General features: G+C 71.2%; 25 protein-coding genes and 1 tRNA gene. 14 read left to right on the top strand and 12 right to left on the bottom strand.

The genetic code is table 11. The features are described 5' to 3' along the window. Nucleotides 1-28 precede the first annotated feature (28 nt). The 3 genes from ACFV0T_RS13720 to ACFV0T_RS13710 all read right to left on the bottom strand — a co-directional run bounded on the left by ACFV0T_RS13720 (nucleotide 29) and on the right by ACFV0T_RS13710 (nucleotide 3756). A complete protein-coding gene (locus tag ACFV0T_RS13720; protein ID WP_385777954.1) occupies nucleotides 29-1231 on the bottom strand; it encodes an Ig-like domain-containing protein in 1203 nt (400 codons plus the stop codon). 214 nt (nucleotides 1232-1445) lie between these two features. Then, nucleotides 1446-2492 carry a P1 family peptidase gene (locus tag ACFV0T_RS13715; protein ID WP_385777952.1) on the bottom strand — a complete coding sequence of 349 codons (1047 nt, stop codon included), beginning with the start codon at nucleotides 2490-2492 and terminating at the stop codon, nucleotides 1446-1448. Nucleotides 2493-2535: 43 nt separating this feature from the next. Next, nucleotides 2536-3756, bottom strand: a complete 1221-nt coding sequence (locus ACFV0T_RS13710; protein WP_385777950.1) for a low temperature requirement protein A — start codon at nucleotides 3754-3756, stop codon at nucleotides 2536-2538. A 124-nt stretch (nucleotides 3757-3880) separates the two neighbouring features. On the opposite strand from ACFV0T_RS13710, the gene ACFV0T_RS13705 reads away from it, so the two are divergent. Continuing rightward, entirely contained in the window at nucleotides 3881-4063 is a 183-nt protein-coding gene (locus ACFV0T_RS13705) for a hypothetical protein (protein WP_385777948.1), read from the top strand. Between the two features lie 28 nt (nucleotides 4064-4091). On the opposite strand, the gene mscL is transcribed toward ACFV0T_RS13705, so the two are convergent. The 6 genes from mscL to ACFV0T_RS13675 all read right to left on the bottom strand — a co-directional run bounded on the left by mscL (nucleotide 4092) and on the right by ACFV0T_RS13675 (nucleotide 10254). Beyond that, nucleotides 4092-4550, bottom strand: a complete 459-nt coding sequence (gene mscL, locus ACFV0T_RS13700) for a large conductance mechanosensitive channel protein MscL (RefSeq protein ID WP_385777946.1) — start codon at nucleotides 4548-4550, stop codon at nucleotides 4092-4094. 139 nt (nucleotides 4551-4689) lie between these two features. Continuing rightward, entirely contained in the window at nucleotides 4690-5193 is a 504-nt protein-coding gene (locus ACFV0T_RS13695) for a hypothetical protein (protein WP_385777944.1), read from the bottom strand. A 474-nt stretch (nucleotides 5194-5667) separates the two neighbouring features. After that, on the bottom strand, nucleotides 5668-6501 hold the full coding sequence (locus ACFV0T_RS13690; protein WP_385777942.1) for an S-methyl-5'-thioadenosine phosphorylase: 834 nt from the start codon (nucleotides 6499-6501) through the stop codon (nucleotides 5668-5670). 99 nt (nucleotides 6502-6600) lie between these two features. Then, nucleotides 6601-6930, bottom strand: coding sequence for an FmdB family zinc ribbon protein (locus ACFV0T_RS13685; protein WP_385777940.1), 330 nt, complete (start codon nucleotides 6928-6930; stop codon nucleotides 6601-6603). A 67-nt stretch (nucleotides 6931-6997) separates the two neighbouring features. Further along, on the bottom strand, nucleotides 6998-8293 hold the full coding sequence (locus tag ACFV0T_RS13680; RefSeq protein ID WP_385777938.1) for an MFS transporter: 1296 nt from the start codon (nucleotides 8291-8293) through the stop codon (nucleotides 6998-7000). A gap of 269 nt (nucleotides 8294-8562) precedes the next feature. Continuing rightward, entirely contained in the window at nucleotides 8563-10254 is a 1692-nt protein-coding gene (locus ACFV0T_RS13675; RefSeq protein ID WP_385777937.1) for a potassium/proton antiporter, read from the bottom strand. 229 nt (nucleotides 10255-10483) lie between these two features. On the opposite strand from ACFV0T_RS13675, the gene ACFV0T_RS13670 reads away from it, so the two are divergent. Further along, nucleotides 10484-13237 carry a penicillin acylase family protein gene (locus ACFV0T_RS13670; protein ID WP_385777935.1) on the top strand — a complete coding sequence of 918 codons (2754 nt, stop codon included), beginning with the start codon at nucleotides 10484-10486 and terminating at the stop codon, nucleotides 13235-13237. A 1-nt stretch (nucleotide 13238) separates the two neighbouring features. Here ACFV0T_RS13670 and ACFV0T_RS13665 read toward each other — a convergent pair whose 3' ends face one another. Beyond that, on the bottom strand, nucleotides 13239-13859 hold the full coding sequence (locus ACFV0T_RS13665; RefSeq protein WP_385777933.1) for a 5-formyltetrahydrofolate cyclo-ligase: 621 nt from the start codon (nucleotides 13857-13859) through the stop codon (nucleotides 13239-13241). Nucleotides 13860-13953: 94 nt separating this feature from the next. Here ACFV0T_RS13665 and galU point away from each other — a divergent pair, with 94 nt between their 5' ends. The 7 genes from galU (at nucleotide 13954) to ACFV0T_RS13630 (ending at nucleotide 19694) form a co-directional block, all read left to right on the top strand. Continuing rightward, nucleotides 13954-14865 carry a UTP--glucose-1-phosphate uridylyltransferase GalU gene (galU, locus tag ACFV0T_RS13660; RefSeq protein ID WP_385777931.1) on the top strand — a complete coding sequence of 304 codons (912 nt, stop codon included), beginning with the start codon at nucleotides 13954-13956 and terminating at the stop codon, nucleotides 14863-14865. Further along, a complete protein-coding gene (glp, locus tag ACFV0T_RS13655; RefSeq protein ID WP_385777929.1) occupies nucleotides 14862-16184 on the top strand; it encodes a gephyrin-like molybdotransferase Glp in 1323 nt (440 codons plus the stop codon). The genes galU and glp overlap by 4 nt, the downstream gene beginning before the upstream one ends. A 128-nt stretch (nucleotides 16185-16312) precedes the next feature. Further along, a complete protein-coding gene (gene moaC / locus ACFV0T_RS13650; RefSeq protein WP_385777927.1) occupies nucleotides 16313-16822 on the top strand; it encodes a cyclic pyranopterin monophosphate synthase MoaC in 510 nt (169 codons plus the stop codon). Continuing rightward, complete coding sequence (locus ACFV0T_RS13645) at nucleotides 16819-17334, top strand: molybdenum cofactor biosynthesis protein B (RefSeq protein ID WP_385777925.1); 516 nt, start codon at nucleotides 16819-16821, stop codon at nucleotides 17332-17334. The genes moaC and ACFV0T_RS13645 overlap by 4 nt, the downstream gene beginning before the upstream one ends. A 20-nt stretch (nucleotides 17335-17354) precedes the next feature. After that, nucleotides 17355-17987 (top strand): GNAT family N-acetyltransferase, encoded by a 633-nt coding sequence (locus tag ACFV0T_RS13640; protein WP_385777923.1) that lies wholly within the window; start codon nucleotides 17355-17357, stop codon nucleotides 17985-17987. A gap of 172 nt (nucleotides 17988-18159) precedes the next feature. Next, a complete protein-coding gene (gene glpR / locus ACFV0T_RS13635; protein WP_385777921.1) occupies nucleotides 18160-19491 on the top strand; it encodes a gephyrin-like molybdotransferase receptor GlpR in 1332 nt (443 codons plus the stop codon). A 129-nt stretch (nucleotides 19492-19620) separates the two neighbouring features. Further along, nucleotides 19621-19694 (top strand) — tRNA-Ala (locus tag ACFV0T_RS13630). Nucleotides 19695-19773: 79 nt separating this feature from the next. On the opposite strand, the gene ACFV0T_RS13625 is transcribed toward ACFV0T_RS13630, so the two are convergent. Further along, nucleotides 19774-20250 carry a GNAT family N-acetyltransferase gene (locus tag ACFV0T_RS13625; RefSeq protein ID WP_385777919.1) on the bottom strand — a complete coding sequence of 159 codons (477 nt, stop codon included), beginning with the start codon at nucleotides 20248-20250 and terminating at the stop codon, nucleotides 19774-19776. A 68-nt stretch (nucleotides 20251-20318) separates the two neighbouring features. Here ACFV0T_RS13625 and ACFV0T_RS13620 point away from each other — a divergent pair, with 68 nt between their 5' ends. After that, the gene (locus ACFV0T_RS13620; RefSeq protein WP_385777917.1) at nucleotides 20319-21122 is read left to right on the top strand and encodes an exodeoxyribonuclease III; all 804 of its coding nucleotides are present in this window, start codon (nucleotides 20319-20321) and stop codon (nucleotides 21120-21122) included. A gap of 115 nt (nucleotides 21123-21237) precedes the next feature. Here ACFV0T_RS13620 and ACFV0T_RS13615 read toward each other — a convergent pair whose 3' ends face one another. After that, nucleotides 21238-21858 carry a MerR family transcriptional regulator gene (locus tag ACFV0T_RS13615; protein WP_385778091.1) on the bottom strand — a complete coding sequence of 207 codons (621 nt, stop codon included), beginning with the start codon at nucleotides 21856-21858 and terminating at the stop codon, nucleotides 21238-21240. Between the two features lie 189 nt (nucleotides 21859-22047). Between ACFV0T_RS13615 and ACFV0T_RS13610 the strand changes: the two genes are divergently transcribed. The 4 genes from ACFV0T_RS13610 (at nucleotide 22048) to ACFV0T_RS13595 (ending at nucleotide 25743) form a co-directional block, all read left to right on the top strand. Then, the gene (locus ACFV0T_RS13610; protein WP_385777915.1) at nucleotides 22048-23682 is read left to right on the top strand and encodes a flavin-containing monooxygenase; all 1635 of its coding nucleotides are present in this window, start codon (nucleotides 22048-22050) and stop codon (nucleotides 23680-23682) included. Next, complete coding sequence (locus ACFV0T_RS13605) at nucleotides 23679-24596, top strand: alpha/beta fold hydrolase (protein ID WP_385777913.1); 918 nt, start codon at nucleotides 23679-23681, stop codon at nucleotides 24594-24596. The genes ACFV0T_RS13610 and ACFV0T_RS13605 overlap by 4 nt, the downstream gene beginning before the upstream one ends. Then, nucleotides 24593-25477, top strand: coding sequence for an SDR family oxidoreductase (locus ACFV0T_RS13600; protein ID WP_385777911.1), 885 nt, complete (start codon nucleotides 24593-24595; stop codon nucleotides 25475-25477). Before ACFV0T_RS13605 ends, ACFV0T_RS13600 begins: the two co-directional genes overlap by 4 nt. 86 nt (nucleotides 25478-25563) lie before the next feature. Next, nucleotides 25564-25743, top strand: coding sequence for a hypothetical protein (locus ACFV0T_RS13595; protein WP_385777909.1), 180 nt, complete (start codon nucleotides 25564-25566; stop codon nucleotides 25741-25743). Nucleotides 25744-25779 lie beyond the last annotated feature (36 nt).

The following is a 25779-nucleotide window of genomic DNA, read 5'->3' as shown; positions in this document are numbered from 1 at the left end:
AACTTTCGGTTCGCTGTCGGGCCCGTCGTCAGACCGCGCTGCCGGCGCCCCAGTCGCTCCAGGACATGTTCCAGCCGTTGAGCCCGTTGTCCGGCGCCACGGTCTTGTCGGGGGAGTTCTTGACGGTCACGACGTCACCGATGAGCGAGTTGTCGTAGAACCACTTGGCGCTGCTGGCGCTCTGCGCGCCTTGTACGTCGCTGAGTCCCACGCAGCCATGGCTGGTGCCGGTGCGACCGAAGGGCGGATTGCCCTTGTTGTACCAGTAGTTGCCGTGGATGAAGGTGCCGGACGCCGTCAGCCGCATGGCGTGCGGCACGTCCGGGATGTCGTACTCGCCACCCAGCCCGACCGTCCGGCTGTTCATGCGCGTCTGCGTGAACTTCTCGGAGATCACCATCTGCCCGTTGTACGTGGTGTGCTCCGGGCTGCCCGACGAGATCGGGACCGTCTTGACGGTCTTGCCGTCGCGCACGACCGTCATCGTCTGCGTGTCGACGTCGACCGTGGAGACCTGCGAGCGGCCGATGGTGAAGGTGACGGTCTTCTTCTGCACCCCGTAGACGCCGTTCGCGCCCTGCACGCCGTCCAGGTCGATCTTCATCGTGACCTTGGAACCGGCCTGCCAGTACTGCTCCGGCCGGAAGTCCAGCCGCTGTGCGCCGAACCAGTGTCCGGCCACCTGCTGTCCGCTGCTGGAGGTGACCGTGATGTGCGACTGCACGGCCTTGGTGTCGGTGATGGCCTTGTCGAAGGTGAACGACACCGGCATCCCGACACCTACCGTGGTGCCGTTGTCGGGCGTGTAGGTGCCGATGAAGCTGTTCGACGAGGAGACGGTGGTGAAGATGGAGTTGGCGGCGGCGGTGCGGCCGTCGGCGTCCTTCGCGGTCGCCGATATCTCGTACTTCGTGCCGCGCTCCAGCTGCTCCTTCGGCTTCCAGTTGCGGCCGCCCGCCGACAGGGAGCCCGGTACGGCCTGTCCCGTCCCCGCCACCGTCATCTTCACGTCGGTCAGCGTGCCGTCGCTGACCTGTACGCCGGTCGAGTTGATCGACGCGTCGGTCGAGCCGTCCTTGGCCGAGATGGCGATCTTCGCCGTGGACGTCTTGACGGAGGTCTTGCCACCCTTGTCGTCGCTCCTGGCGTTGGCGCTGCCACCGCAGGCGGTGAGGGTGAGGGCGCCGACCATCAGGGCGGCACAGGCCCCCAGGACGCGCCGCGCTGCCATGTCCGGCGTTTTCACGATCTGCTCCAGATTTATGTGATGTACGTGGTCCGCTCCAGTACGTGAAGAAGGAGGGGCCGGGGGGCGGGTGAGGTTCCCGGCGTCCCGCCCTGGGCGCCATCACGTGACACAACCGGGACAATCGCGCCGCCCCCCCCGCAGCGCCCCCCTCGCACCGCCCCGCCGACTCCGGTGGCCCGAGACCGCGTTCGCGCCCTCAGGCTCCCGGTCCCCGGCCGTCGGTCCCGTACAGCGCCTCGTACGACGGCCATCGGCCGCCCGGTCCGTCCACCGGCTCGGCGGCCCGCACGGCGCGCACGATCGCCCGCGTCACCAGGTCCGCGCCCGCCGCGAGGATCTCGTTCAGCGCGAGTGGGTTCGCGGCGTCGAGCGGACGCGCCCCCGTCGCCAGCGCGAACACCGTGTCCCCGTCGTTGAGCAGGTGCACCGGCCGTACGGCACGCGCGATCCCGTCGTGTGCCGTGCCCGCCAGCTTCTGGGCCTGCGCCTTCGACAGTTCGGCGTCGGTGGCGACCACCGCGAGTGTGGTGTTCAGCGGAGGGGGCGCGTTGCGCGCGGCCGACTCGGCGAGACGCCGGCGCGCGGCCTCGTGCACCCGCGCCTGCGGAGGGTTCACGCGCCCCTGGAACAACTCCCCGTAGAGCACGCCCGTCTCCGGGTCCGTCACCGACCCCGCCGCGTTGGCCACCACCAGCGCGGCCACCGTGATCCCCGAGTCCAGGACGGTGCTCGCGGTGCCGATGCCGCCCTTCAACGATCCCGCCACGGCTCCGGTACCGGCACCCACGCATCCCTCCGGCACGGGGGCACCCGGTGCGCCCGCCGCGGCGGCCTCGACCGCGGCCCGTCCGACGGCCGCGTCCGGCCTGGCCCGGAAGTCGCCGCCCCGCCCCAGGTCGAAGACGCAGGCGGCGGGCACCACCGGCACGACCTGCGTCGGATCCGGGCCGACGGACACGCCGCGCCCTCGCTCCTCCAGCCACGCCATCACTCCCGACGCGGCGTCGAGCCCGTAGGCGCTGCCGCCGGTCAGCACGATCGCGTCGACCCGCCGCACCAGGTTGCGCGGGTCGAGGGCGTCGGTCTCCTTCGTGCCGGGACCGCCGCCGCGCACGTCCACGGCGGCGACGGCGCCGCCCTCCGGGGCGAGTACGACCGTGGTGCCGGTGAGCCAACCGTCGCCGGTGCGCGTCGCGTGTCCCACCCGTACGCCGGCGATGTCCGTCAGAGCGTCAACTGTCATGGGGATCAGTGTCGCTCCGCGCGGGCCGGACGCGCCCGAGGTGTCAGGCGACCGGGGTGGTCGCCTTCGCCGTGGTCCCTCGCGCGTTCGCGCGTGCCGTCAGCAGCGTGCCGACCACCACCGACAGCGCCGAGACGACGCCTGCCGCGAGCACCGCCCAGTCACCGAGGAAGGTGCAGCAGATCACCAGCAACGCCGTGGTCGGCAGCACCAACTGCTGGGAGATGCCCACCTTGAAGTGGCGTGAGTGCAGGGCCCACAGGGCGATCAGATAGAGCGCCGTCGGCAGCGTCACGGCGGCCGAGGCGGCCAGGGTGGAGATGTGCGCCGTGCCGACCGCCTGCTCGACCGCGACCTCCAGGCCCGCGCCGATCGCGGCCGCCGCGGCGAGAATCAGGTAGTGGCCGTAGCCCCACAGGAACGAGTCCCGGCTGGTCCGCAGATGTGCGTGGATCGGCACCACGAAGTAGATCCACCAGGCGCAGAACACGATCAGCAGACCACCGGCCGCGATCGGCAGCAGCTCGCCCAGCGCACTGTGCTCGTCCACGGCCGTCTTCACCGCGACGGTGGCCGCGGCGACCGACTCGCCGAGCACGATGATCGTGAACAGGCCGTACCGCTCGGCGATGTGGTGCGGATGCCAGGACGTGGTGAAGTTCTTCTCCGCGTACAGCGGCACACACATCTCCGCGACCGCCATCACCAGGAACAGCCAGGAGCGGGCGGATTCCGGCAGCAGGACCAGGCCCACCCAGCCGATCTGGCAGATCACCACACCGCCCACGTACCGCAGTGCCGTGGTCCGCTCCGCGCCCTCGGCGCATCGCGCGGCCCGCAGCCACTGCGTGGCCATCGCCAGCCGCATGATCACGTAGCCGAGCAGGACGACGGCGAAGTCGTGCTCGTCGAAGGCCTTCGAGATCCCGGCGGCCAGCACCAGGACTCCGGCGATCTGGAGGAGGGTGACGATCCGGTAGAGGGCGTCGTCGTTGTCGTAGGCCGAGGCGAACCAGGTGAAGTTCATCCAGGCCCACCAGATGGCGAAGAACACCATCGCGTAGTTCAGGATGCCCTGGCCGACGTGCCCCTCGGCGAGGGCGTGCACGAGTTGGACGCCCGCCTGCGCGATGGCCACGACGAAACACAGGTCGAAGAAGAGCTCCAGCGAGGAGGCGACGCGGTGCGCCTCGTCGCGGCGGCGCGCGGTGAGTCTGCGCAGCGGTCTGTGGTGTGCGGGCTGCGGAGCCGAACTGGACGTCATGAGTCCAAGCACATCAGATGCGTCCCGAAAATTCTTGTGACCGGATTCACAAGAGGTGGGCGGTCCGGGCCCGGGGCGCCCGTGCCCCGGACGACGGTGGCCGGCGGAGCCGTACCCTGGAGGCATGACCACCGCCTCCGCCCCCGAGCCGCGCGACCCGAAGGCCGCGCTGATCTTCGACGACCCGCTGGACCGCCCGTCCGCGGACGACACGGACCGCGGGTGGGGCGAGCGGCCGGGCGGCGACGGCGACAGCGTGGCGGACCTGAAGCGCTTCCTCGACGAGAAGCCGCCCCACCACATCTGAGCCTGCGCCGCGCCGACCGCCGTCGGCCCTACCTTGCGTCGTGGCCGGAACCGCGCTGCGCGACGAGGGCGTCGCGGATCTCCTTGAGGACCTCCAGCTCGGTCAGCTCGACGACCTCGTGCGTGCCCTCCTTCGCCTTCTTGCGGGCCTCTTGCCGGGCCAGGTACTTCGACATCGGCAGGACCATCAGGAAGTACACGATCGCCGCGGTGATCACGAAGGTCAGGGTGGCGCCGAGCACCGACCCCCACAGCAGCCGGATTCCCTGGTCGCCCTTGCAGGACGCGCTCAGACAGGAGCTGTAGGCGTCGAGGTTCTGTGTCCCGATCGTGCCCACCAGCGGGTTGATGATGCCCTTCACCAGCGAGTTGACGATGTTGGTGAAGGCGGCGCCGATCACCACCGCTACTGCCAGATCGACGACGTTTCCGCGCATCAGGAAGGCCTTGAAGCCCTGCCAGACGCTCGGTTCCTTCTTCTCGCTCACCTCTTGGCCTCTTCTCGCGTGCACAGGCTGTGGAACAAAAACGCTCCGCAACCTACGTCAGGGCTAGGCCATTGCGTCCAACGGGGTCGCCCCAACGAGGGACTTGACACGAATTCCCACAGGATGTGGACCGTACGCCTCAGCCCAGCGTCACCGCCAACCGCGCCGTCGTGCCGGCTCCCACGAGCCGCACCGCGGTGGCGCGCTCCACGGACAGCACCACCAGGGCGCCGCCGTCGGTCGTGTCGTCCTCCTGCGCCGGAACCTTCGTCACCAGCGCGCCACGGGCGACCACGCGGGCGTCACCGCCCGTCGCCGTCTGCGTGGCGGCGATGACGTCCACCCGGTCGCCGGGCCGCAGCAGCCGTACCGTCGCCGCGTCGGCGATCCGCACCGGAGCCGTGACCCGCTCGGCGGCGTGGCGCCCGCGCGCCGGACCGCCGCCCACCGACCGCGCGGCGGCGGGCGACGAGCCCGGGGTCGGGACGGTGGTGGCTCGCTCCGGTTGTCCGCGGAGCCGGTCGGTGTCCCGTGGGCCCGCCGCCACGAGCGCGGCGGCGGTGACGGCGAGACCGAGCGCGAGGGCCCGCCCTCGGTGCCGCACCAGCCGGTGCAGCCGGTACCGCGCGCCGCGTACGCGCACGGGAGCGAAGTGGGGCACCTCGCAGGTGGCGGGGGCATCCGCGCCGGGCGGGCGAGTGAGGGACGGGGCGGGGGAGGGGGAAAAGGGGGCGGGGGAGGGGGAAAAGGGGGCGGGAGAAGGGGAAAAAGGGGTGGGAGGAGGCGGAAGGGGAGAGCGCGGGAGGGGTGGAGGGAGGGCCATGGGAGTCACCGCCTGTGACGAGGGATCGGTCTGCGAACCCACGATGAGGCTTCGGGCCGTCGCCCGCCGGAGCCGGTGGGCTACCGACGGGTTGTGGACAACTCCCTCACCCGAACGAGACGTTCAGCCTGCCCGTAGGCCCCTCCCGCGCGGCCCGGCTGCGGCGGCTCGAACGCCCGGCCGCGGCCGCGCGGACACCCGTCCCCGTCCCCGACCGCGCGAACACCCGTCCCCGACCGCGGCTGCGGCGGCGCGAACACCCGTCCCTGGCCCTGGCCCTGGCCCCGGCTACGCCTACGGCAGCGTGAACCCCGGATCCATCCCGCCGAGCGCCGTCGTGCACAGACAGTCCCGCTCCTCGGTGGAGGGCAGAGCGGCCACCGCGTCGAACAGCACCCCGCGCAGCCGGTCCACGTTCGCGGCGAACACCCGCAGCACGTCGTCGTGCGAGACGCCCTCCCCGGACTCGGCGCCGGCGTCCAGGTCCGTGACCAGGGTCATGGTCGTGTAGCAGAGCTCCAGTTCACGGGCGAGCGTCGCCTCGGGGTGGCCGGTCATGCCCACCACCGACCAGCCCTGGGCCTGGTGCCACAGCGATTCGGCGCGGGTCGAGAAGCGCGGTCCCTCGACCACCACGAGCGTGCCGCCGTCCACCGGCTCCCAGTCCCGCCCGCGCGCGGCCTTCAGCGCGGCCGCGCGTCCGGCGGGGCAGTAGGGGTCGGCCAAGGACACGTGCACCACGTTCGGCACCGTGCCGTCGGGCAGCGGCAGCCCGTCGAAGTACGTACCGACCCGGGACTTCGTGCGGTCGACCAGCTGGTCCGGCACGAGCAGCGTGCCCGGCCCGTACTCGGGGCGCAGGCCGCCCACGGCACACGGGCCGAGGACCTGGCGCACGCCGACCGAGCGCAGCGCCCACAGGTTGGCCCGGTAGTTGATGCGGTGCGGCGGCAGATGGTGGCCGCGTCCGTGCCGGGGCAGGAAGGCCACGCGCCGGCCGGCGATCTCGCCGAGGAAGAGGGAGTCGCTGGGCGGCCCGTAGGGCGTGTCCACCTCGATCTCCGACACGTCCTCCAGGAACGAGTAGAAGCCGGAGCCGCCGATTACACCGATCTCTGCGTTCGCCATGGCCAGCACAGTAGCGGGCGCCGCCCGGCCGGTGACGGGCGGCACCGGAGACGCCGAAGACCCTGTCGTCCGGTGACGACAGGGTCCTGTGTGCGCGTCCTAGGCGGCGGAGCTGCCGGTCGAGGAGCTGGAGCTCGACGACTTCGTACTCGACGACTTCGTGTCCGAGGACGACGAGGACGACGAGGTCGAGGACGACGTGTCCGAGGACGTCGACGACTTCGACGTGGCCGGCGAGGTGCTCGACGAGGAGCCGCGGCTGTCGTTCCGGTAGAAGCCGGAGCCCTTGAAGACAATGCCGACGGCGGAGAACACCTTCTTCAGGCGGCCACCGCAGTTGGGGCACTCGGTCAGGGCGTTGTCGGTGAACTTCTGCACCGCCTCGAGGCCCTCGCCGCACTCGGTGCACTGGTACTGATAGGTGGGCACTGTCTTCCTCCTGGCACTCTCACTCAATGAGTGCTAACGACGATCCATACTGACGTATTCCCGGGGATCAGTCCACCGTCACCGGCGCGCGGTGACCGACGCCACGTGCGACGGTACGGCTGCGCGGCCCGGTCGCGAGGCGTGACCGCAGAGCCAGCAGGGTGATCAGGGCGAGCAGGGTGCCGCCCGCCGGCACCAGGAATCCGGTGCCGTTCCCGACCCGGTCCTCCAGCTGTCCGGCGACCGTGACGGCGGCCGCCTGGCCGAGTGCCACCGCGCCGGTCAGCCAGGTGAAGGCCTCGGTGCGGGCCCCCGCCGGGACCAGCCCCTCGACCAGCGTGTAGCCGGTGATCAGGGCGGGCGCGATGCACATGCCGACCAGCAGCCCGAGACCGGCGAGGACCAGGGTCGAGTGCGCGGCCCACAGTCCGGAGGCGGTCAGCGCGAGCGCCGCGTATCCGAGGACCAGGCGTCGCTGCGGGGCGGCCCGCCAGGCGATCGCTCCGCAGACGAGGCCGGAGAGCATGTTGCCGGCGGCGAACACCCCGTACAGGACACCGTTCAGACCGGGCTCGCCGATCGACTCGGTGAACGCGGCCAGCGAGACCTGCATGCCGCCGAAGACGGAACCGATGCCCAGGAAGGTCACGATCAGCACGCGGACGCCGGGGACGCGCAGGGCGGAGGCGTGCTCCACGCGCGCGTGGCCCGCGCCGGAGACGGGCGGCTGGGTGCTCTTCTGCGCGGCGAACAACAGACCGCCGACCAGGGTCAGCGAGGCCTCCGTGACCAGGCCCGCCGCCGGGGTCACCGTGGTGCACAGGGCGGTGGCGAGCAGGGGCCCGAAGACGAAGGTCAGCTCGTCCGTGACGGACTCGAAGGCCGCCGCGGTCGTCATCAGGGGGGAGTCCTGGAGCGTCACGCCCCAGCGGGCGCGCACCATGGGCCCGATCTGCGGAACCGAGGCGCCGGTGGGCACGGCCGCCACGAACAACGCCCACAGCGGGGCGTGCGCCAGCGCGAGCGCCGTGAGGGCCAGCCCCGAGGCCGTGTGCACGAGGACACCGGGAAGCAGTACGGCGCGCTGCCCGTAGCGGTCGGCGAGGCGGCCGCTGTAGGGGGCGAACAGCGCCATGGAGACGCCGGTGACGGCCGCGGCGGCGCCTGCCGCGCCGTAGGAGCCGGTGGTGTGCTGCACGAGCAGGACGATGGAGATCGTGAGCATCGCGAACGGCTGGCGTGCGGCGAAGCCGGGCAGCAGGAACGTCCAGGCGCCGCGGGTGCGCAGCAGCTGTCCGTATCCGGGGCGGGAGGAGGAGACCGGCGAGTTCTTCGACGGCTCCGTGGTGACCGTGGATGCCACGGCCCGTGCCTTTCTGCCGCCTGGTAGCGCGCCCGTGCGGGGGCACCGAGAGCTGTCCTCTTGCGCGGAACTGCGGTAGATGCCGGCGCCCACTGCGGGGGCGTTCCGACCGCCATACGGTCGCGCCAGCTCTGCGTCAGGCAGAGTTGGTTCGATCAAGGTGAGCCTTCATCGTACAGGGAACGATGTCCTGCACGCCTGTGAAAACGAGCACCACGGCCGCTGTTCACCTGTGATCGGCGGGAGTGTGAACCGTACGAAACACGCTTTTAACGCGCGCCGCCCGCGCCCCGCCCGTCATCCGTGCCCCGATCGACGCCTGTGCCCCGGCCGTCACCCGCGCCCCGGCCGCCCCCGGTGCGCCGACCGCCTCGACCGCCTCGACCGCCTCGACCGCTTCCCGCCGCCCGAGCGCCCCCCGTCCCGCGGGGGCCGTTCGCGCCCAGCCACCCGGCCAGCTTGCCGCCGCGGCCCACCGCGCGCAGTCGCCGCTCCGCCGCGTCGCGGACCGGGTCCGTGGCCACCACGAGCAGTTCGTCGCCGCGCCGCAGCACGGTCGCCGGCAGCGGAACGAACGATTTCCCGTCGCGGACGACGAGGGTGACCGCGGCCCCGGCCGGCAGCCTCAGCTCGTCGACCTCGACGCCGTGCATCTTGGACCCGGCCGGGATCTCGACGGACAGCAGATGTCCGCGCAGCCGTTCCAGGGGTGCCGACTCGATGCCGAGGTCGGCGGCCTCGGAGTCTTCACCGAGCCGCAGCTTGCGGGCCAGCCACGGCAGTGTCGGCCCCTGGACCAGGGTGTAGACGACGACCAGGACGAAGACGATGTTGAAGATGCGACGGCTGGCGTCGACGCCGTTCACCATGGGGATCGTCGCCAGGATGATGGGTACGGCGCCGCGCAGGCCGGCCCAGGACATCAGCGTCTGCTCCTGCCACGGGACCCGGAACGGCCCGAGGCACAGCACGACGCTCAGCGGTCGCGCGACCATGGTCAGCACGAGGCCGATGACGAGGGCGGGCCAGACGTCGTCGCCCAGCTCGTGCGGGGTGACCAGCAGGCCGAGCAGGACGAACATGCCGATCTGGGCGATCCAGCCGAGCCCCTCGGCGAATCCGCGGGTGGCGGGCCAGTGCGGCAGCTTGGCGTTGCCCATGATCATCGAGGCGAGGTAGACGCCCAGGAAGCCGCTGCCGTGCGCCAGGGATCCCGCCGCGTACGCCATGACGGCGATCGCCATGACGGCGATCGGGTAGAGGCCGGAGGCGGGCAGGGCGACGTGCCTGAGGCCCCAGGCGCCCAGCCAGCCCACCGCTAGGCCGATGGCGGCGCCGATGGCCAGCTCCAGCGCGATCTCGCCCAGCAGGACGTACCAGTGCGCGAACGGGCCCGCGGTGGAGAACGAGACGACCAGGATGACCACGGGGGCGTCGTTGAAGCCGGACTCCGCCTCCAGGGTGCCCTTCACCCGCGAGGGGAGGGGAATCCTCCGCAGTACCGAGAACACCGCCGCCGCGTCCGTCGAGGACACCACCGCCCCGATGATGAGCGCCTGCCGCCATTCCAGCCCGATCAGGTAGTGCGCGCCTGTCGCCGTGACCCCGACGCTCACCGCGACCCCAGCCAGCGCCAGCACGGAGGCGGCCGGCAGGACCGGCTCGATCTCCTTCCACTTCGTGCCCAGGCCACCCTCGGCCAGGATCACGACCAGGGCCGCGTACCCGATGACCTGGGTCAGCTCGGCGTTGTCGAAGTGGATGTCGCCGACGCCGTCCTGGCCCATGAGGATGCCGATGCCCAGGTACACGAGCAGGCTGGGGAGCCCGCTGCGCGAGGAGATCCGGACCGCTGCGACGGCGACGAGCAGGACGAGCGAGCAGAGCAGGAGGAGCTGGTTGAGGTGGTGGACAGTCAGCGGCCGTTCCTTCCGTGGCTCACGCGGAGCGCGAGGGCGCATACGTGGGGGCGCAATACGTACATCGGTCACGACGCTCGCGCGCCGCACCCCCAAGTACTTCGTTACCTTACCTAACTCTTGACGATTTCTTGACGCTTGCCGAGGCAAGATCGAACGTCCGTCCGCGCTTGTTCCCGACTCCGCGTCCAGTGGCTCGGGGCCCTGCGCCTATGGTTGCTCCAGCACTCCAGGACCGCCTGCCGCTCGCGTTAGGACAGCAAGGACAGCGATGCCCCCCAACACCACCGCCACAACGGGTGACAAGCCTGGCAAGTCCGGCAGGAAGAAGGGGCGCAAAGGCCGCCTCCTCGTGCTCGTGCTCGTGCTGGCCATCATCGGAGGCGTGGCCTACGGGGCGTACTGGTCCATCAGCACCGTCCGGGCCTCCTTCCCGCAGACCACGGGATCGATAACCCTCCAGGGCCTCTCGGGGCCCGTCGACGTCAAGCGGGACGGCTACGGCATCCCGCAGGTCTACGCCTCCTCCGACGAGGACCTGTTCATGGCGCAGGGCTACGTCCAGGCGCAGGACCGGTTCTACGAGATGGACGTGCGTCGGCACATGACCTCCGGCCGTCTGTCGGAGATGTTCGGCAAGGACCAGGTCGAGAACGACGAGTTCCTGCGCACCCTGGGCTGGGACCGGGTCGCCAAGGTGGAGTACGACACGAAGCTGTCGCCCTCCACGAAGAAGTACCTCCAGGCGTACGCCAAGGGAGTCAACGCCTACCTCGCGGGCAAGGACGGCAAGGACCTCTCCCTGGAGTACGCGGCGCTGGGCTTCACCAACGACTACAAGCCAGCGCAGTGGACCCCGGTCGACTCGGTCTCCTGGCTGAAGGCGATGGCCTGGGACCTGCGCGGCAACATGCAGGACGAGATCGACCGCGCGCTGATGACCAGCCGCCTCGACGCCCAGCAGATCGCCGCCCTGTACCCGGAGTACCCGTACGGCCGGAACCAGGCCATCGTGCAGGAGAGCCAGTACGACGAGCTGGCCGGCACCTTCGGTGAGGACGGCGCCACGAGCGGCTCGGGCGGCACGGACCCGAGCGGCACGGGCGATTCCGCCTCCACGGCCGGTACGGCCCTGGAGGGCCAGCTCTCGGGCCTCTACGACGTCCTGGACGACCTCCCCACGGCCGTCGGCGTGAACGGCAACGGCATCGGCTCCAACTCCTGGGTCGTCTCCGGCGCCCACACCATCACCGGCAAGCCGCTGCTGGCCAACGACCCGCACCTGTCGGCCGCGCTGCCGTCCGTCTGGTACCAGATGGGCCTGCACTGCCGCGCGGTCTCCAGCAAGTGCCAGTACGACGTCACCGGCTACACCTTCGCGGGCATGCCCGGCGTGGTCATCGGCCACAACGGGAACATCGCCTGGGGCATGACCAACTCCGGTGTCGACGTCACCGACCTCTACCTGGAGAAGCTCACCGGCGACGGCTATCTGTACAACGGCAAGGAGAAGGCCTTCGAGACCCGCGAGGAGACCATCGAGGTCGCCGGTGGCGAGTCCAAGAAGATCGTCGTGCGGAAGACCAACAACGGACCCCTGCTGTCCGACCGCGACGACGAGCTCGTCAAGGTCGGCAAGAAGGCCACCGTGACCACCGCGGCGCCCGACCGGGGCGACGGCTACGGCATCGCCCTGAAGTGGACCGCCCTCGAACCGGGCACCTCCATGGACGCCGTCTTCGCGATGGACAAGGCGGCCGACTGGAGCGACTTCCGGGCCGCCGCCCAGAAGTTCGACGTCCCCTCGCAGAACCTCGTCTACGCCGACACCGCGGGCCACATCGGCTACACGCTGCCCGGAAAGATCCCCACGCGCGCGAAGGGCGACGGTTCGATCCCGGCGCCTGGCTGGAACTCCAGCTACCGGTGGACCGGCTACATCGACTTCGACAAGCTGCCCTACGAGTACGACCCGAAGCGCGGCTACATCGTCACCGCCAACCAGGCCGTGATCGACAAGGACAAGTACCCCTACACGCTCACCACGGACTGGGGCTACGGCACCCGCAGCCAGCGGATCACCAGCCTGATCAAGCAGAAGATCGACGGTGGCGGCAAGATCTCCACCGACGACATGCGCCAGATGCAGATGGACAACTTCAGCGAGATCGCCGGCTGGCTCGTCCCGACACTGCTCAAGATCGACATCGACGACCCGGACGTCCGCCAGGCGCAGAAGCTCCTCGCGGGCTGGGACTACACCCAGGACGCCGACTCGGCGGCCGCCGCCTACTTCAACTCGGTCTGGCGCAACATCCTCAAGCTCGCCTTCGGCAACAAGCTGCCCAAGGAGCTGCGGGTCGAGGGCCAGTGCCTGTACGTCGACCCGGTCAACACCACCGGTCCCGCGGACGCCACCACGAAGGTGCGCGAGTGCGGCCAGCGCGCCGCCGACCAGGCGCAGCCGGACGGCGGCGACCGCTGGTTCGAGGTGGTGCGCAAGCTGATGGACGACGAGAACAGCGACTGGTGGACGACGCCCGCGTCGGGCACGCGCCCCCCGGCCCACGACCGCGACGGGCTGTTCAAGCGCGCGATGATCGACGCCCGCTGGGAGCTGACCGCCAAGCTCGGCAAGGACATCGACACCTGGAGCTGGGGCCGGCTGCACCGCCTGTTCCTGAAGAACCAGACCCTGGGCACCGCGGGCCCCGGCTTCCTCCAGTACGCCCTCAACCGCGGCCCCTGGGAGCTCGGCGGCGGCGAGGCGACGGTCGACGCGACCGGATGGAACGCGGCCGGCGGCTACGGCGTCGTGTGGGTGCCGTCGATGCGGATGGTGGTCAACCTCGACGACCTCGACAAGTCGAAGTGGATCAACCTCACCGGCGCCTCCGGGCACGCCTACAGCGCGCACTACACCGACCAGACGGACAAGTGGGCCGCCGGCGAGCTGCTGCCCTGGTCGTTCTCGGGCAAGGTGGTCGACGACAGCACGAGCGACACCCTGGTGCTGAAACCGTGAGTCAGACGTTCCCGAAGCGGCGCACGGCCGACGGTGTCACCACCGCGTGGACCGGCCGGTCGTGCGCCTCTTCCGGAACGTGCGCGACCACCTCGCGGTCGTAGAGAAGCACCACGAGGGCGGGGTGCGCGCCCGAGCGCTCCAGCCGGGCGAGCACCCGGTCGTACGAGCCCCCGCCGCGTCCCAGGCGCATGCCGCGCGTGTCGACGGCGAGCCCCGGCAGGAGCACCACGTCGGCGCTCGCCACGGCCTGCGGACCCAGCCGCTCGCCCGTGGGTTCGAGCAGCGCCATCTTCCCGCCGTGCCGCACGCGCGCGAGGGATTGCGCACCGGCGTAGCCGCCCCAGTCCAGATCGTTGTCGGGCAGCAGCGCCGGGAGCAGCACCCGTACCCCCCGCGCGCGCAGCGCGTCCAGAAGCGCCGGTGTCGAGGGCTCGCTCCCCACCGAGAGGTACGCGGCCACCGTGCGCGCCCGGGCCAGCTCGGGCAGCTCCAGCGCGCGGTCCGCGAGGGCGACCCCCGCCGCCTGCACGGCATCCTCCGTCAACCTGCTTCTCACCTGGAGGAACTCTCGCCGCAACATTCGCTTGTCAGACTCGGCCGGAGACCTGCCGTGACTCATCCGATGCTCCCGTAATCGTTGCAATATGCTCATATGAGCATGAATTAACCGGAGCCTCAGATTCGCTGCAAAGACACCGGATAAGGTGTCGGCCATGACCCAGTCGCACCCCAGGATCAGCAAGGCTGTCATCCCCGCGGCGGGCCTCGGTACCCGGTTCCTGCCGGCCACCAAGGCCACTCCCAAGGAGATGCTGCCGGTCGTCGACAAGCCGGCGATCCAGTACGTGGTCGAGGAGGCCGTCTCCGCCGGTCTGGACGACGTCCTCATGATCACGGGCCGCAACAAGCGCCCGCTCGAGGACCACTTCGACCGCAACTACGAGCTGGAGTCCGCCCTCCAGAAGAAGGGCGACGCCAGCAGGCTCGCCAAGGTCCAGGAGTCCAGTGACCTCGCGACCATGCACTACGTGCGACAGGGCGACCCCAGGGGCCTCGGCCACGCGGTCCTGTGCGCGGCCCCGCACGTCGGCCACGAGCCCTTCGCGGTCCTGCTCGGCGACGACCTCATCGACCCCCGCGACCCGCTGCTCCAGCGCATGGTCGAGGTCCAGGAGCAGCGCGGCGGCAGCGTCATCGCGCTCATGGAGGTCGCCCCCGAGCAGATCCACCTCTACGGCTCCGCGGCCGTCGAGGCCACCGAGGACGGCGACGTCGTCCGGGTGACCGGCCTGGTCGAGAAGCCGGACCCGGTGGACGCCCCGTCGAACTACGCGGTCATCGGCCGCTACGTCCTCGACCCGCACATCTTCGACATCCTGCGCATGACCGAGCCGGGCCGCGGCGGCGAGATCCAGCTCACCGACGCCCTCCAGCAGCTGGCGCAGGACGAGAAGGTCGGCGGACCGGTGCACGGCGTGGTCTTCAAGGGCCGCCGCTATGACACCGGCGACCGCGGCGACTACCTGCGTGCCATTGTCCGACTCGCGTGCGAACGTGAAGACCTGGGCCCGGACTTCCGGACCTGGCTTCGCAGTTACGTCACCGAGGAGATGCAGCAACCTTGAGCAGCGCCGCGCCCCGCACCACCGGCCAGGCCCCCCTCTGGTCGGTGGACGAGCACCTGGCGGACATCCTCGCCACCGTCCGCCCCCTGGAACCCATCGAGCTGCAACTCCTCGACGCCCAGGGCTGCGTCCTGGTCGAGGACGTCACGGTGCCGCTGTCGCTGCCGCCGTTCGACAACAGCTCCATGGACGGTTACGCGGTGCGGGTCGCGGATGTCGCCGGCGCGAGCGAGGAGTTCCCGGCCGTCCTGGACGTCGTCGGGGACGTCGCGGCGGGTCAGGCCGACCTGCTGCACGTCGGCCCCGGCCAGGCCGCCCGCATCATGACGGGCGCCCCGCTGCCGCCCGGCGCCGAGACCGTCGTCCCCGTGGAGTGGACCGACGGCGGACTCGGCGAGGGCCCCGTCGACGCGATGCCCGCGCGCAGCCTCGTACCCCAGGCCGCCTCAGGGCACGTGCGCGTGCACCGGCCCGCCGAGGCCCGCGCGCACGTGCGGGCCAAGGGCAGCGACGTGCGGGCGGGTGACCGTGCCCTGGAGGCCGGCACCGTCCTGGGGCCGCCGCAGATCGCCCTGCTCGCCGCGATCGGCCGCGGCACGGTCCGGGTGCGCCCCCGCCCGCGCGTGGTCGTGATGTCCACCGGCAGCGAGCTCGTCCAGCCCGGCGAGGAGCTTGGCAGCGGCCAGATCCACGACTCCAACAGCTTCGCCCTCACCGCGGCCGCCCGCGACGCCGGCGCCATCGCCTACCGGGTGGGCGCCGTCGCCGATGACGCCGAGACCCTCCGGTCCACCATCGAGGACCAGCTCGTCCGCGCCGACCTCATGGTCACCACGGGCGGCGTCAGCGTGGGCGCGTACGACGTCGTCAAGGAGGCCCTGTCGCACGTCGGGGACGAGGACGAGGAGGGCAGCGGCATCGAGTTCCGTAAGCTCGCCATGCAGCCCGGCAAGCCGCAGGGCTTCGGCTCCATCGGCCCCGACCACACCCCGCTGCTGGCACTGCCCGGCAACCCGGTGTCGTCGTACGTCTCCTTCGAGCTGTTCGTCCGGCCGGCCATCCGCGCCCTCATGGGCCTCGAGGACGTCCACCGGCCCACCACGCGCGCGACGCTCACCGCGGACAAGGCGCTGACCTCGCCGGAGGGCCGCCGGCAGTTCCTGCGCGGCACCTACGCCGACGGCGCCGTCCAGCCGGTCGGGGGTGCCGGATCCCACCTGGTCGCCGCCCTCGCGCACGCCGACGCGCTGATCGTCGTCCCCGAGGACGTGACGTCCGTCGAGCCCGGCACCGAGGTCGAGGTCGTCCTGCTCGGCTGAGCCCGCGCGCGTACACGTTCGCCGGACGGTCCTGCCCCGTGGCGCGTCTCGGCTTGGCGGTAGCGTGTCGCGCACAACAGGTCCGTGCGCCGCACCGCGACGGGCCCGGACCGGGAGCGCCACACACCATGACCGTGCCTTCCCGGGGGGAGACCCCCGGACCTGTGCAGGACCGACTGACGCACCTCGACGACGCGGGCGCCGCCCGCATGGTCGACGTGTCCGACAAGGACGTGAGCGCGCGTACCGCCCGTGCCAGCGGCCGCGTCCTCGTCTCGCCCCGTGTGGTCGAGCTGCTGCGCGGCGAGGGGATGCCCAAGGGTGACGCCCTGGCCACCGCGCGGATCGCGGGCATCATGGGCGCCAAGCGCACCCCCGAGCTGATCCCGCTGTGCCACCCGTTGTCGGTGTCCGGTGTGAAACTGGATCTGTCGGTCGCGGACGACGCCGTGGAGATCCTGGCCACGGTGCGCACGACGGACCGCACGGGCGTCGAGATGGAGGCCCTCACCGCGGTCTCCGTCGCCGCGCTCACCGTGATCGACATGGTCAAGGCGGTCGACAAGGGAGCGGTCATCACGGACGTACGGGTCGAGGAGAAGACGGGCGGCAAGTCGGGCGACTGGAGCCGGACATGAGCGGCGCGACGTACCGCGCGCTCGTCGTGACCGCCTCCAACCGGGCCGCCGCGGGTGTCTACGAGGACAGGGGCGGTCCGCTGGTCGCCGACGGCCTGAAGGGCCTCGGGTTCGCCGTGGACGGGCCGCGAGTGGTCCCTGACGGCGATCCGGTCGAGGCCGCCCTGCGCGCCGCCGTGGAGGCCGGGTACGACGTCGTCGTCACCACCGGCGGAACCGGCATCTCGCCCACCGACCGCACCCCCGAGGCGACCCGCCGGGTGATCGACCACGAGGTGCCGGGCATCGCCGAGGCCATCCGGGCGTTCGGCCGGGAGAAGGTGCCGACCGCGGCGCTCTCCCGGGGCCTGGCCGGGGTGGCGGGACGGACACTGATCGTCAACCTGCCGGGTTCGACCGGCGGGGTCAAGGACGGACTGGCCGTCCTGGAACCCCTGTTGGTCCACGCCGCCGACCAGATCCGCGGCGGCGACCACTCCAGACCCGGTGCCAGTAGTGGGGGTGCGAGCTGAACAGCCCGTCCTGGCCTGCCGTGCTGGTCGACGGCGATGTCGTCCTCCGGCCGATAAAGGTGCGCGACCAGCGGATGTGGCGCGAGGTCAACCGGCGCAACCGGGACTGGCTGCGCCCCTGGGAAGCGACCATTCCGCCGCCCACGCCCAGCGGGCCGATCGCGCACCGGCCGACCTACCGCCAGATGGTCCGGCACCTGCGTTCGGAGGCGCACTCCGGCCGGATGCTGCCGTTCGTCATCGAGTACCAGGGGCGTCTGGTAGGGCAGTTGACGGTCGCGGGAATCACCTGGGGCTCGATGTGTTCGGGCCATGTCGGCTACTGGGTGGACGAGTCGGTGGCCGGCCGCGGGGTGATGCCGACCGCCGTGGCGCTCGTCGTGGACCACTGTTTCCGGACCGTCGGACTGCACCGCATCGAGGTCTGTATTCGGCCCGAGAACAGGCCGAGCCGCCGGGTGGTGGAGAAACTCGGATTCCGCGAGGAGGGGCTCAGACCCCGTTATCTCCACATCGACGGAGCCTGGCGCGACCACCTCGTCTTCGCGCTCACGGCGGAGGAAGTGCCGGAGGGCCTGTTGAGTCGCTGGCGGCGCACGCGTCCGCAGAGCGCGCCCCGGGACCAGGAAATCCCGCATGGCCCGGGAAATTGAATAAATGTTCGAAAATGATCGGCTGGTGACCGCCTGCGGGCATTAAATTCGCTCCCCCGGTGGGCTGCTGATCGCATCGGTCACAAAAAAAGCTCGAAATATCAGCCAGATCGTGCGACACACCGGCCCAATTGGCGGATGGCCTCACACAAACCCCTCTACCGTGTGAGGCGTGAGCAGCAGCGGCCTCATCTACGCAGTCATTGTCGGGGCCTGGGCCGCCTACTTGGTGCCTATGTGGCTCCGTAGGCAGGACGAGCTGAACGAGGCCCGTCCGACGGAACGCTTCAGCACCGCCATCCGGCTGCTGTCCGGACGGGCGGGTATGGAGCGCCGATACGCCAAGGACCTGCGGGCGCGCTCCGCCGAGGAGGGGGAGCGTGAAGCCGGCGTTCCGGGCGCCGTCACCGATTCGGTGGACGTCCGGGCCTTCGCCATGCCTCCGGCCCGCCCGCAGGCACAGGCGGTGCTACCGGCACAGGCCCCCGAGCGGCCGGAGCGACCGGAGCGATCCGAGCGACCGGACCGATCCGAGCGACCGGACCGATCAGAGCGCATGGAACCGATGCGCGAACCGGCGCGTGAGCAGACACGCGAGCCGGAGCGCAAACAGCACTCCGCCCCGGCGCCCGAACCACACAGCGCGCCGGAGCGCAAGCGCGTACCCGACGACCGGCGCACGCCCTCGGCGCAGGCCGCCGCCGCGCGCGCCAAGCGCTTGAAGGCACTCGCCCGGCGACGGCGTACGACCGTCATGCTCTTCCTCGCGTTCACGCTCGGCGCGATCGTCGCCGCCGTCGGAGGCGTCGCCTTCCTGTGGGCGCCCGGCGTGCCCGCCGTCCTGCTCAGCACCTACATCGCCTACCTGCGCACCCAGGAGCGCCGGCGCTTCGCCTTTCACATGGACCGGCGCCGCGCCGAGGTCGCCGCACAGCGCCTGCGGGAGCGGGCGCGCCAGCCGCGCCGACGCGCGGCCGCGGACGCCGGCGCGCGGGCCGAGACGGAAGCCGACGAACCCGCGGAAGGGTACGAGGCGGAAGCCGACCCCGGACTGACGGCGCTCGCCGCCGACCGGCGCGCGCTCGTCGAGCAGACCGACCACGCGGAGTGGGTCGACCAGCAGCGCGAGCGGCAGCGTCGGCCGGGCCGCGGCGAGAGCTGGGATCCGGTGCCGGTACCGCTGCCGACGTACGTGACCGCGCCGGTCGCGCCCCGGGCGACGTCCGACGTGGATCTCGCGGGTCCGGACGCGTGGAGTGCCGCGCGGTCGAGTTCCGTCGCGCGGGAGCCGGAGTCGGGGGCCGACGCGGCGGACGCGGCCGACGACGGCCCCGGCGCGGGCGCCGAACCGGGCGACACCGGACCGGCGGAGGAGAAGGGCGACACCGGCGGACGCAGCGACGCCCGCCGCGCGGCATCCGCCCGCCGCTCGCGCGAGCGGGGCCGCACGCCGCTCTTCGACCAGTACGACGACGGCGGACGGCCGCGGGCCGCCAACGAGTGACACTCCACCGGCCTCGGTGTGTGTTTCCCGTCTCACCTGCGAACTCTTACCTGATCGGCTTCCGTTCGGAGGCCCGGGAACGGATTTCCAAGCATCGCGATCGGGATGCTAGAGTTTCACTCGTTGCAAGGGCCTGTGGCGCAGTCCGGTAGCGCACCTCGTTCGCATCGAGGGGGTCAGGGGTTCGAATCCCCTCAGGTCCACCGCATCAGAAGATCCCGCCCAGTTCATCGAACTGGGCGGGATTTTTCGTGTGTTGAGCAGTCCGCATCCGCCCGCCGGCTACAGCGCCTTGGCGTAGCAGCGGCTCTCCTCGTGGAAGCGGTAGAGGCCGAACTTCGTGCACGGCTCGTAGCCGCTGGAGGTGTAGAGGGCGATGGCCTCGGGCTGCTTCGTACCGGTCTCCAGGACCATGCGGACGCGGCCGGCCGTGCGGGCGTCCTCCTCCAGGGCGGCGAGGATCCGGCGGGCGAGACCCAGACCGCGTGCGTCCGCGACGACGAACATGCGCTTGAGTTCGGCGTCGCCGTCCTCGTTGCCCTCGGCGTTCCGGTCCTGGCTGCGCCATCCGCCCGTCGCGAGGGGTCTGTCGGCCTCGTCGTACGCGATCAGGTACACGCCGTTCGGTGGCTGGAAGTCCGAGGCGTTCAAGGGGGTGGCGTCGCCGCCGTCGCCGTAACGCACGTGGTACTCGGCCTGGACCTCGTCGTTGAGCTTCACGGCGTCGGGGTGATCGAAGGGAACGGAACGTATATTCATGTGACTCACTGTACATGTATGCAGCATCGACAGAGGGACTGCGTCCAGTGTGCCGGTATCGTGCCCTGGTGCTGACTGTGACCACCGTGAACGTGAACGGGCTGCGGGCCGCCGCCAAGAAGGGCTTCGTGGAGTGGCTGGCGGACACCTCCGCCGACGTGCTCTGCCTCCAGGAGGTGCGCGCCGAGCCGCAACAACTGCCCGAGCACGTGCGAGCCCCGGAGGGCTGGCACGTCGTGCACGCGCCGGCCGCGGCCAAGGGGCGCGCGGGCGTCTCCCTGTACACCCGGCGTGAGCCCGACGCGGTCCGGATCGGCTTCGGGTCGGCCGAGTTCGACGGCGGCGGACGGTACGTCGAGGCCGACCTGCCCGGCGTCACCGTCGCCTCGCTCTACCTGCCCTCCGGCGAGGTCGGCACGGAGCGGCAGGACGAGAAGGTCCGCTTCATGGACGAGTTCCTCACCCACCTGAGGCAACTGCGCGCGCGGGCCGCCGCCGACGGCCGCGAGGTCGTCGTCTGCGGCGACTGGAACATCGCCCACCAGCAGGCCGACCTGAAGAACTGGCGCTCCAACACGAAGAACTCCGGCTTCCTGCCGGAGGAACGCGAATGGCTCGGCCGGGTCCTCGCCCCGGAGGACGGCGGCTACGTCGACGTCGTACGGACCCTGCACCCGGACGTGGACGGCCCTTACTCGTGGTGGTCGTACCGGGGGCGGGCCTTTGACAATGATTCAGGTTGGCGCATCGACTACCAGCTCTCGACGCCCGGCCTCGCGGCGAAGGTCGTCAAGGGCTTCGTCGAGCGGGCCGCCACGCATGCCGAGCGGTGGTCGGACCACGCGCCGGTGACGGTGGTCTACGACCTGTAGGAACCGTCCGGCGGACCGGCCCCCGTCCCCGCCTCGCCGGTCCTTCCGGTCCTGCTGATCCCGCCGGTCCTGCTGATCCGCCGACCTGCTGATCCCGCCGGTCCTGCCGAGGTCCCTAGTCCTGCTTCCGCAGTCGTCGGTCCAGTGCGAGTGACAGTTCCGCCTCCACCACGCTGCGGGCCAGGGGGCGCAGGCGGGGGAGGTCCTCCTCGGGGGCGTGGCGCAGGACCAGGTCTCTGAAGAGTTCCGCGAGGGCGTCGGCGTGTTCGCGGACCTGTTTGCCCGCCGCGAGGACCTCGGCGAGCGGGATGCCCTCGCGGACCAGGGCCGAGGAGACGTCCAGCAGGCGGCTGCTGATGTGGACGATCTCGTCGCCGTCGGTGCCGAGGTAGCCGAGGTCGAGGGCGGCGGCGAAGTTCTCCGGGGTGACCTCGCCCTCGAAGCGGGCGGCGAGTTCCTCGGGGGTGAGGCGGACCGGCTCCTCCTCGGTGGGGGTGTCGAGGCCGAGCAGTTCGCCGACGTCGCGGCCGTTGTCGAAGGCCTCCGCGAGTTCGGCGATGCCGTTCAGGGTGTGGCCGCGTTCCAGCAGCGCCGAGATGGTGCGCAGGCGCGCCAGGTGGTGGTCGTCGTACCAGGCGATGCGGCCCTCGCGGCGGGGCGGCGGTATCAGTTTGCGTTCGCGGTAGAAGCGCAGGGTGCGGACGGTGATGCCGGCCAGTCCGGCCAGCTCCTCCATGCGGTACTCGTGTCGTTCGCCGTCTTCTGCCACGTCGGAAGCCTATGTCGTGCCGCCGGTGCCCGCGGCGGGGCCGCTGATGTCAACGTCCTGCTCCCGCCCCCTACCGATCGGTACGTCCCTCCTCTACGCTCCCCATTGCGCCAGTGTTCACTGGCAGAGTCGAAGGCGATGCGTGGAGGCTTCGGGATGGCCGAGCACGAGCACGAACACGTACGGGTGGCGGTGATCGGGTCCGGGTTCGGCGGGCTCGGGGCGGCCGTGCGGCTGCGCCGCGAGGGGATCACCGACTTCGTCGTCCTGGAGCGGGCCGGCAGCGTCGGCGGCACCTGGCGGGACAACAGTTATCCCGGGTGCGCGTGCGACGTCCCGTCCCACCTGTACTCGTTCTCCTTCGCGCCCAACCCGGACTGGCCGCGGACCTTCTCGGGGCAGGAGCACATCCGCGCCTACCTGGAGCATGTGACGGACGTCTTCCACCTGCGGCCGCACATCCGCTTCGACTCCGAAGTGAAGATGATGACCTGGGATCCGCGGAAGCTGCGCTGGGAGATCGAGACGGCGAGCGGGCGGCTCTCCGCCGACCTCGTCGTCTCCGCGACGGGACCGCTGTCCGACCCGCGGATGCCGGACATCCCGGGGCTGGACTCCTTCCCCGGCAAGGTCTTCCACTCGGCCCGCTGGGACCACGACCACGATCTGCGCGGCCGGCGGGTCGCGATGGTGGGGACGGGAGCGTCCGCCATCCAGATCGTGCCCGCCATCCAGCCGCAGGTCGGCCGCCTCACCCTCTTCCAGCGCACCCCGCCGTGGGTCATGCCCCGCGTCGACCGGGCCATCACCGGCGCCGAGCGGGCCCTGCACCGGGCCGTGCCGCTCACCTCGCGGCTGCGCCGCGGACTGCTGTGGGGCATCCGGGAGCTCCAGGTCCAGGCCTTCACCAAGCACCCCGACGAGCTCGGCTTCGTCGAGCAGCTGGCCCGGCGCAACATGACCCGCGCCATCAAGGACCCGGCGCTGCGCGCCAAGCTGACCCCGGACTACCGGATCGGCTGCAAGCGGATCCTGCTGTCCAGCGAGTACTACCCGGCCCTCGCCCGGCCCAATGTGGACGTGGTGGCGAGCGGGCTGCGCGAGGTCCGCGGCTCCACCCTGGTCGCCGCCGACGGCACCGAGACCGAGGCCGACGTGATCGTCTTCGGCACCGGCTTCCATGTCACCGACATGCCCATCGCCGAACGGGTCGTGGGCGCCGACGGCCGTACCCTCGCCGAGACCTGGAAGGGCGGTATGGAGGCCCTGCGCGGTGCCTCCGCGGCCGGCTTCCCCAACTGGATGACGATCATCGGGCCCAACACCGGCCTCGGGAACTCCTCCATGATCCTGATGATCGAGTCCCAGCTGAACTATCTGGCCGACTTCGTACGGCAGTTGGACGTGCTCGGCGGCCGTGCCGCCCTCGACGCCCGACCGAGCGCCGTGCACGCCTGGAACCGCAGGGTGCAGGAGCGCATGAAGCGCACGGTGTGGAACACCGGCGGCTGCACCAGCTGGTACCTGGACGCGAGCGGCCGCAACACCACCATCTGGCCGGGGACGACGAGCGAGTTCCGGCGCGCGACCCGGCAGGTGGACCTCGCGGAGTACGAGGTGCTGCGACCCCCGGCCGACGGCGGCCCGCACAGGGCCGGGAAGTCGCGGGACGCCGGCACGTCGGAGGCGGCGGCCGGGAAGTCGAAAGCCGCCGGGAAGTCGGAAGCCGCCGGGAAGTCGGAAGCCGCCGGGAAGTCGCAGGACGCCGGGAAGTCGGAGGCCGCCGCATGAGCCGCCTCACGGCCGTCGCGTCCGGCCCCTACGCCCCGCCCGTCCCCGCCGCAGAACTGACCGCCGTCTCCGCCGACGGCGCCCGCCTCCACGTCGAGGTCCACGGCCCCGAGGGCGCCCCGTCCGTCGTGCTGGCCCACGGCTGGACGTGCTCCACCGCCTTCTGGGCGGCCCAGATCCGCGAGCTGGCGGTCGACCACCGGGTGATCGCCTACGACCAGCGTGGCCACGGACGCAGCCCGGCGAGCGAGGCGTGCGGTACGCAGGAGCTCGCCGACGACCTGGAAGCCGTACTGGCGGCGACCCTTGCGTCCGGGGAACGGGCGGTCGTCGTCGGGCACTCCATGGGCGGCATGACCGTGCTGGCCGCCGCCGACCGGCCGGTGTTCCGCTCGCACGCGGCGGCCGTCCTGCTGTGCAGCACGGGCAGTTCGCGGCTGGTCGCCGAGTCGACCCTCGTACCGATCCGGGCCGGCCGGCTGCGGACCCGGCTGACCCGGCTCGTCCTCGGGTCCAGGGCGCCGCTCGGGCCGGTCACGCCCGTCGCCCGTCGCGTCCTCAAGTACGGCACGATGGGCGCCGGTTCCGCGCCGCACATGGTCGAGGCGTGCGCGCGGATCGTGCACGCGTGCCCGCGCAACGTCAGGTACACCTGGTCGCAGGTGCTCGACCTGCTCGACCTCGACCACGGAGTGCGGGAGTTGGCGGCGCCGACGGAGGTGCTCGTGGGCACGGCCGACCGGTTGACACCGCCGGTGCACGCTCGCTCGCTGGCCGCCGCGCTGCCGTTCTGTGTCGGTCTCACCGAGCTGCCGGGGCTCGGCCACATGACGCCGGTCGAGGCGCCCGAGCTGGTCACCGGGAAGATCCGGGCACTCGTCACCGCTTACGTAGACGTCAAGGAGGGCGCATGAGCAGGGTCAGTCTCGAGGGGCAGGTCGCGGTCGTCACCGGAGCCGCGCGCGGTGTGGGGGAGTTGCTCGCGCGCAAACTGTCCGCGCGCGGCGCCAAGGTGGCGCTGGTCGGACTGGAGCCGGACGCCCTCAAGCAGGTGTCGGAGCGGCTGCACAGCGAGAGCGCGCACTGGTACGCCGACGTGACCGACCACGAGGCCATGACCCGGGTCGCGCAGGAGGTCAAGGAGCGGTTCGGGAAGGTCGACATCGTCGTCGCCAACGCCGGGGTCGCCAGCGGGGGTCCGTTCGTCGACTCCGACCCGCAGGCCTGGCGGCGGGTGATCGAGGTCAACCTGATCGGGTCTGCGGTGACCGCCCGCGCCTTCCTGCCGGTGCTGACGGAGAGCCGCGGGTATCTGCTCCAGATCGCGTCCCTCGCCGCCATCACGCCCGCCCCGATGATGACCGCGTACTGCGCGTCCAAGTCGGGCGTGGAGGCGTACGCGCACAGTCTGCGCGCCGAGGTCGGCTACCAGGGCGTACGGGTCGGGGTGGGGTATCTGTCCTGGACCGACACGGACATGGTGCGCGGGGCGGACCAGGACGAGGTGATGCGGGAGTTGCGGCAGCGGCTGCCGTGGCCGTCGAACAAGACCTATCCGCTGGGTCCCGCCGTCGACCGGATCGTGGCCGGCATCGAGCGGCGGTCCAGCCATGTGTACGCGCAGTGGTGGCTGCGCGGGATGCAGGGGGTGCGCGGGTATCTGCCGGGCCTCATCGGGAGCGTGGGGCAGCGCGAGATGCGCCGGTTCGCGCCCAGGTTGCCGGGCATGCGGTCGGGCCTGGTCGGAGCGGGCGGGGCGGCCGACGAAGAGGCGCGCGCTACGCACCGTAGTTGATCGAAATGCGTTCTTTGTCCGGCCGTGTGAATCTGGTCGAGGCCCGATCAAGGGCCTTCCCCCACCCACCACGGGAGTGAACCCACATGGGTATGAAGGACAAGTTCCAGGACCAGGCTCAGCAGATGCAGCAGAAGGGCAAGCAGAAGGCCGAGGAGGCCAAGCAGCGCGCCCAGCAGCCGCACGGCCGCGAGCCGCAGCGGGACGACGCGGAGCGCACGCGCCAGGAGGAGCAGGACCGCTTCAACGAGGACTACGACGCCTGAAGCGCGGTTCCTCAGTGAGCGTGTGAACGTGTGAGT

The organism is Streptomyces sp. NPDC059582 (assembly GCF_042735715.1).
GTDB lineage: Bacteria > Actinomycetota > Actinomycetes > Streptomycetales > Streptomycetaceae > Streptomyces.
This window is presented reverse-complemented; position numbering and strand designations above follow the sequence as displayed.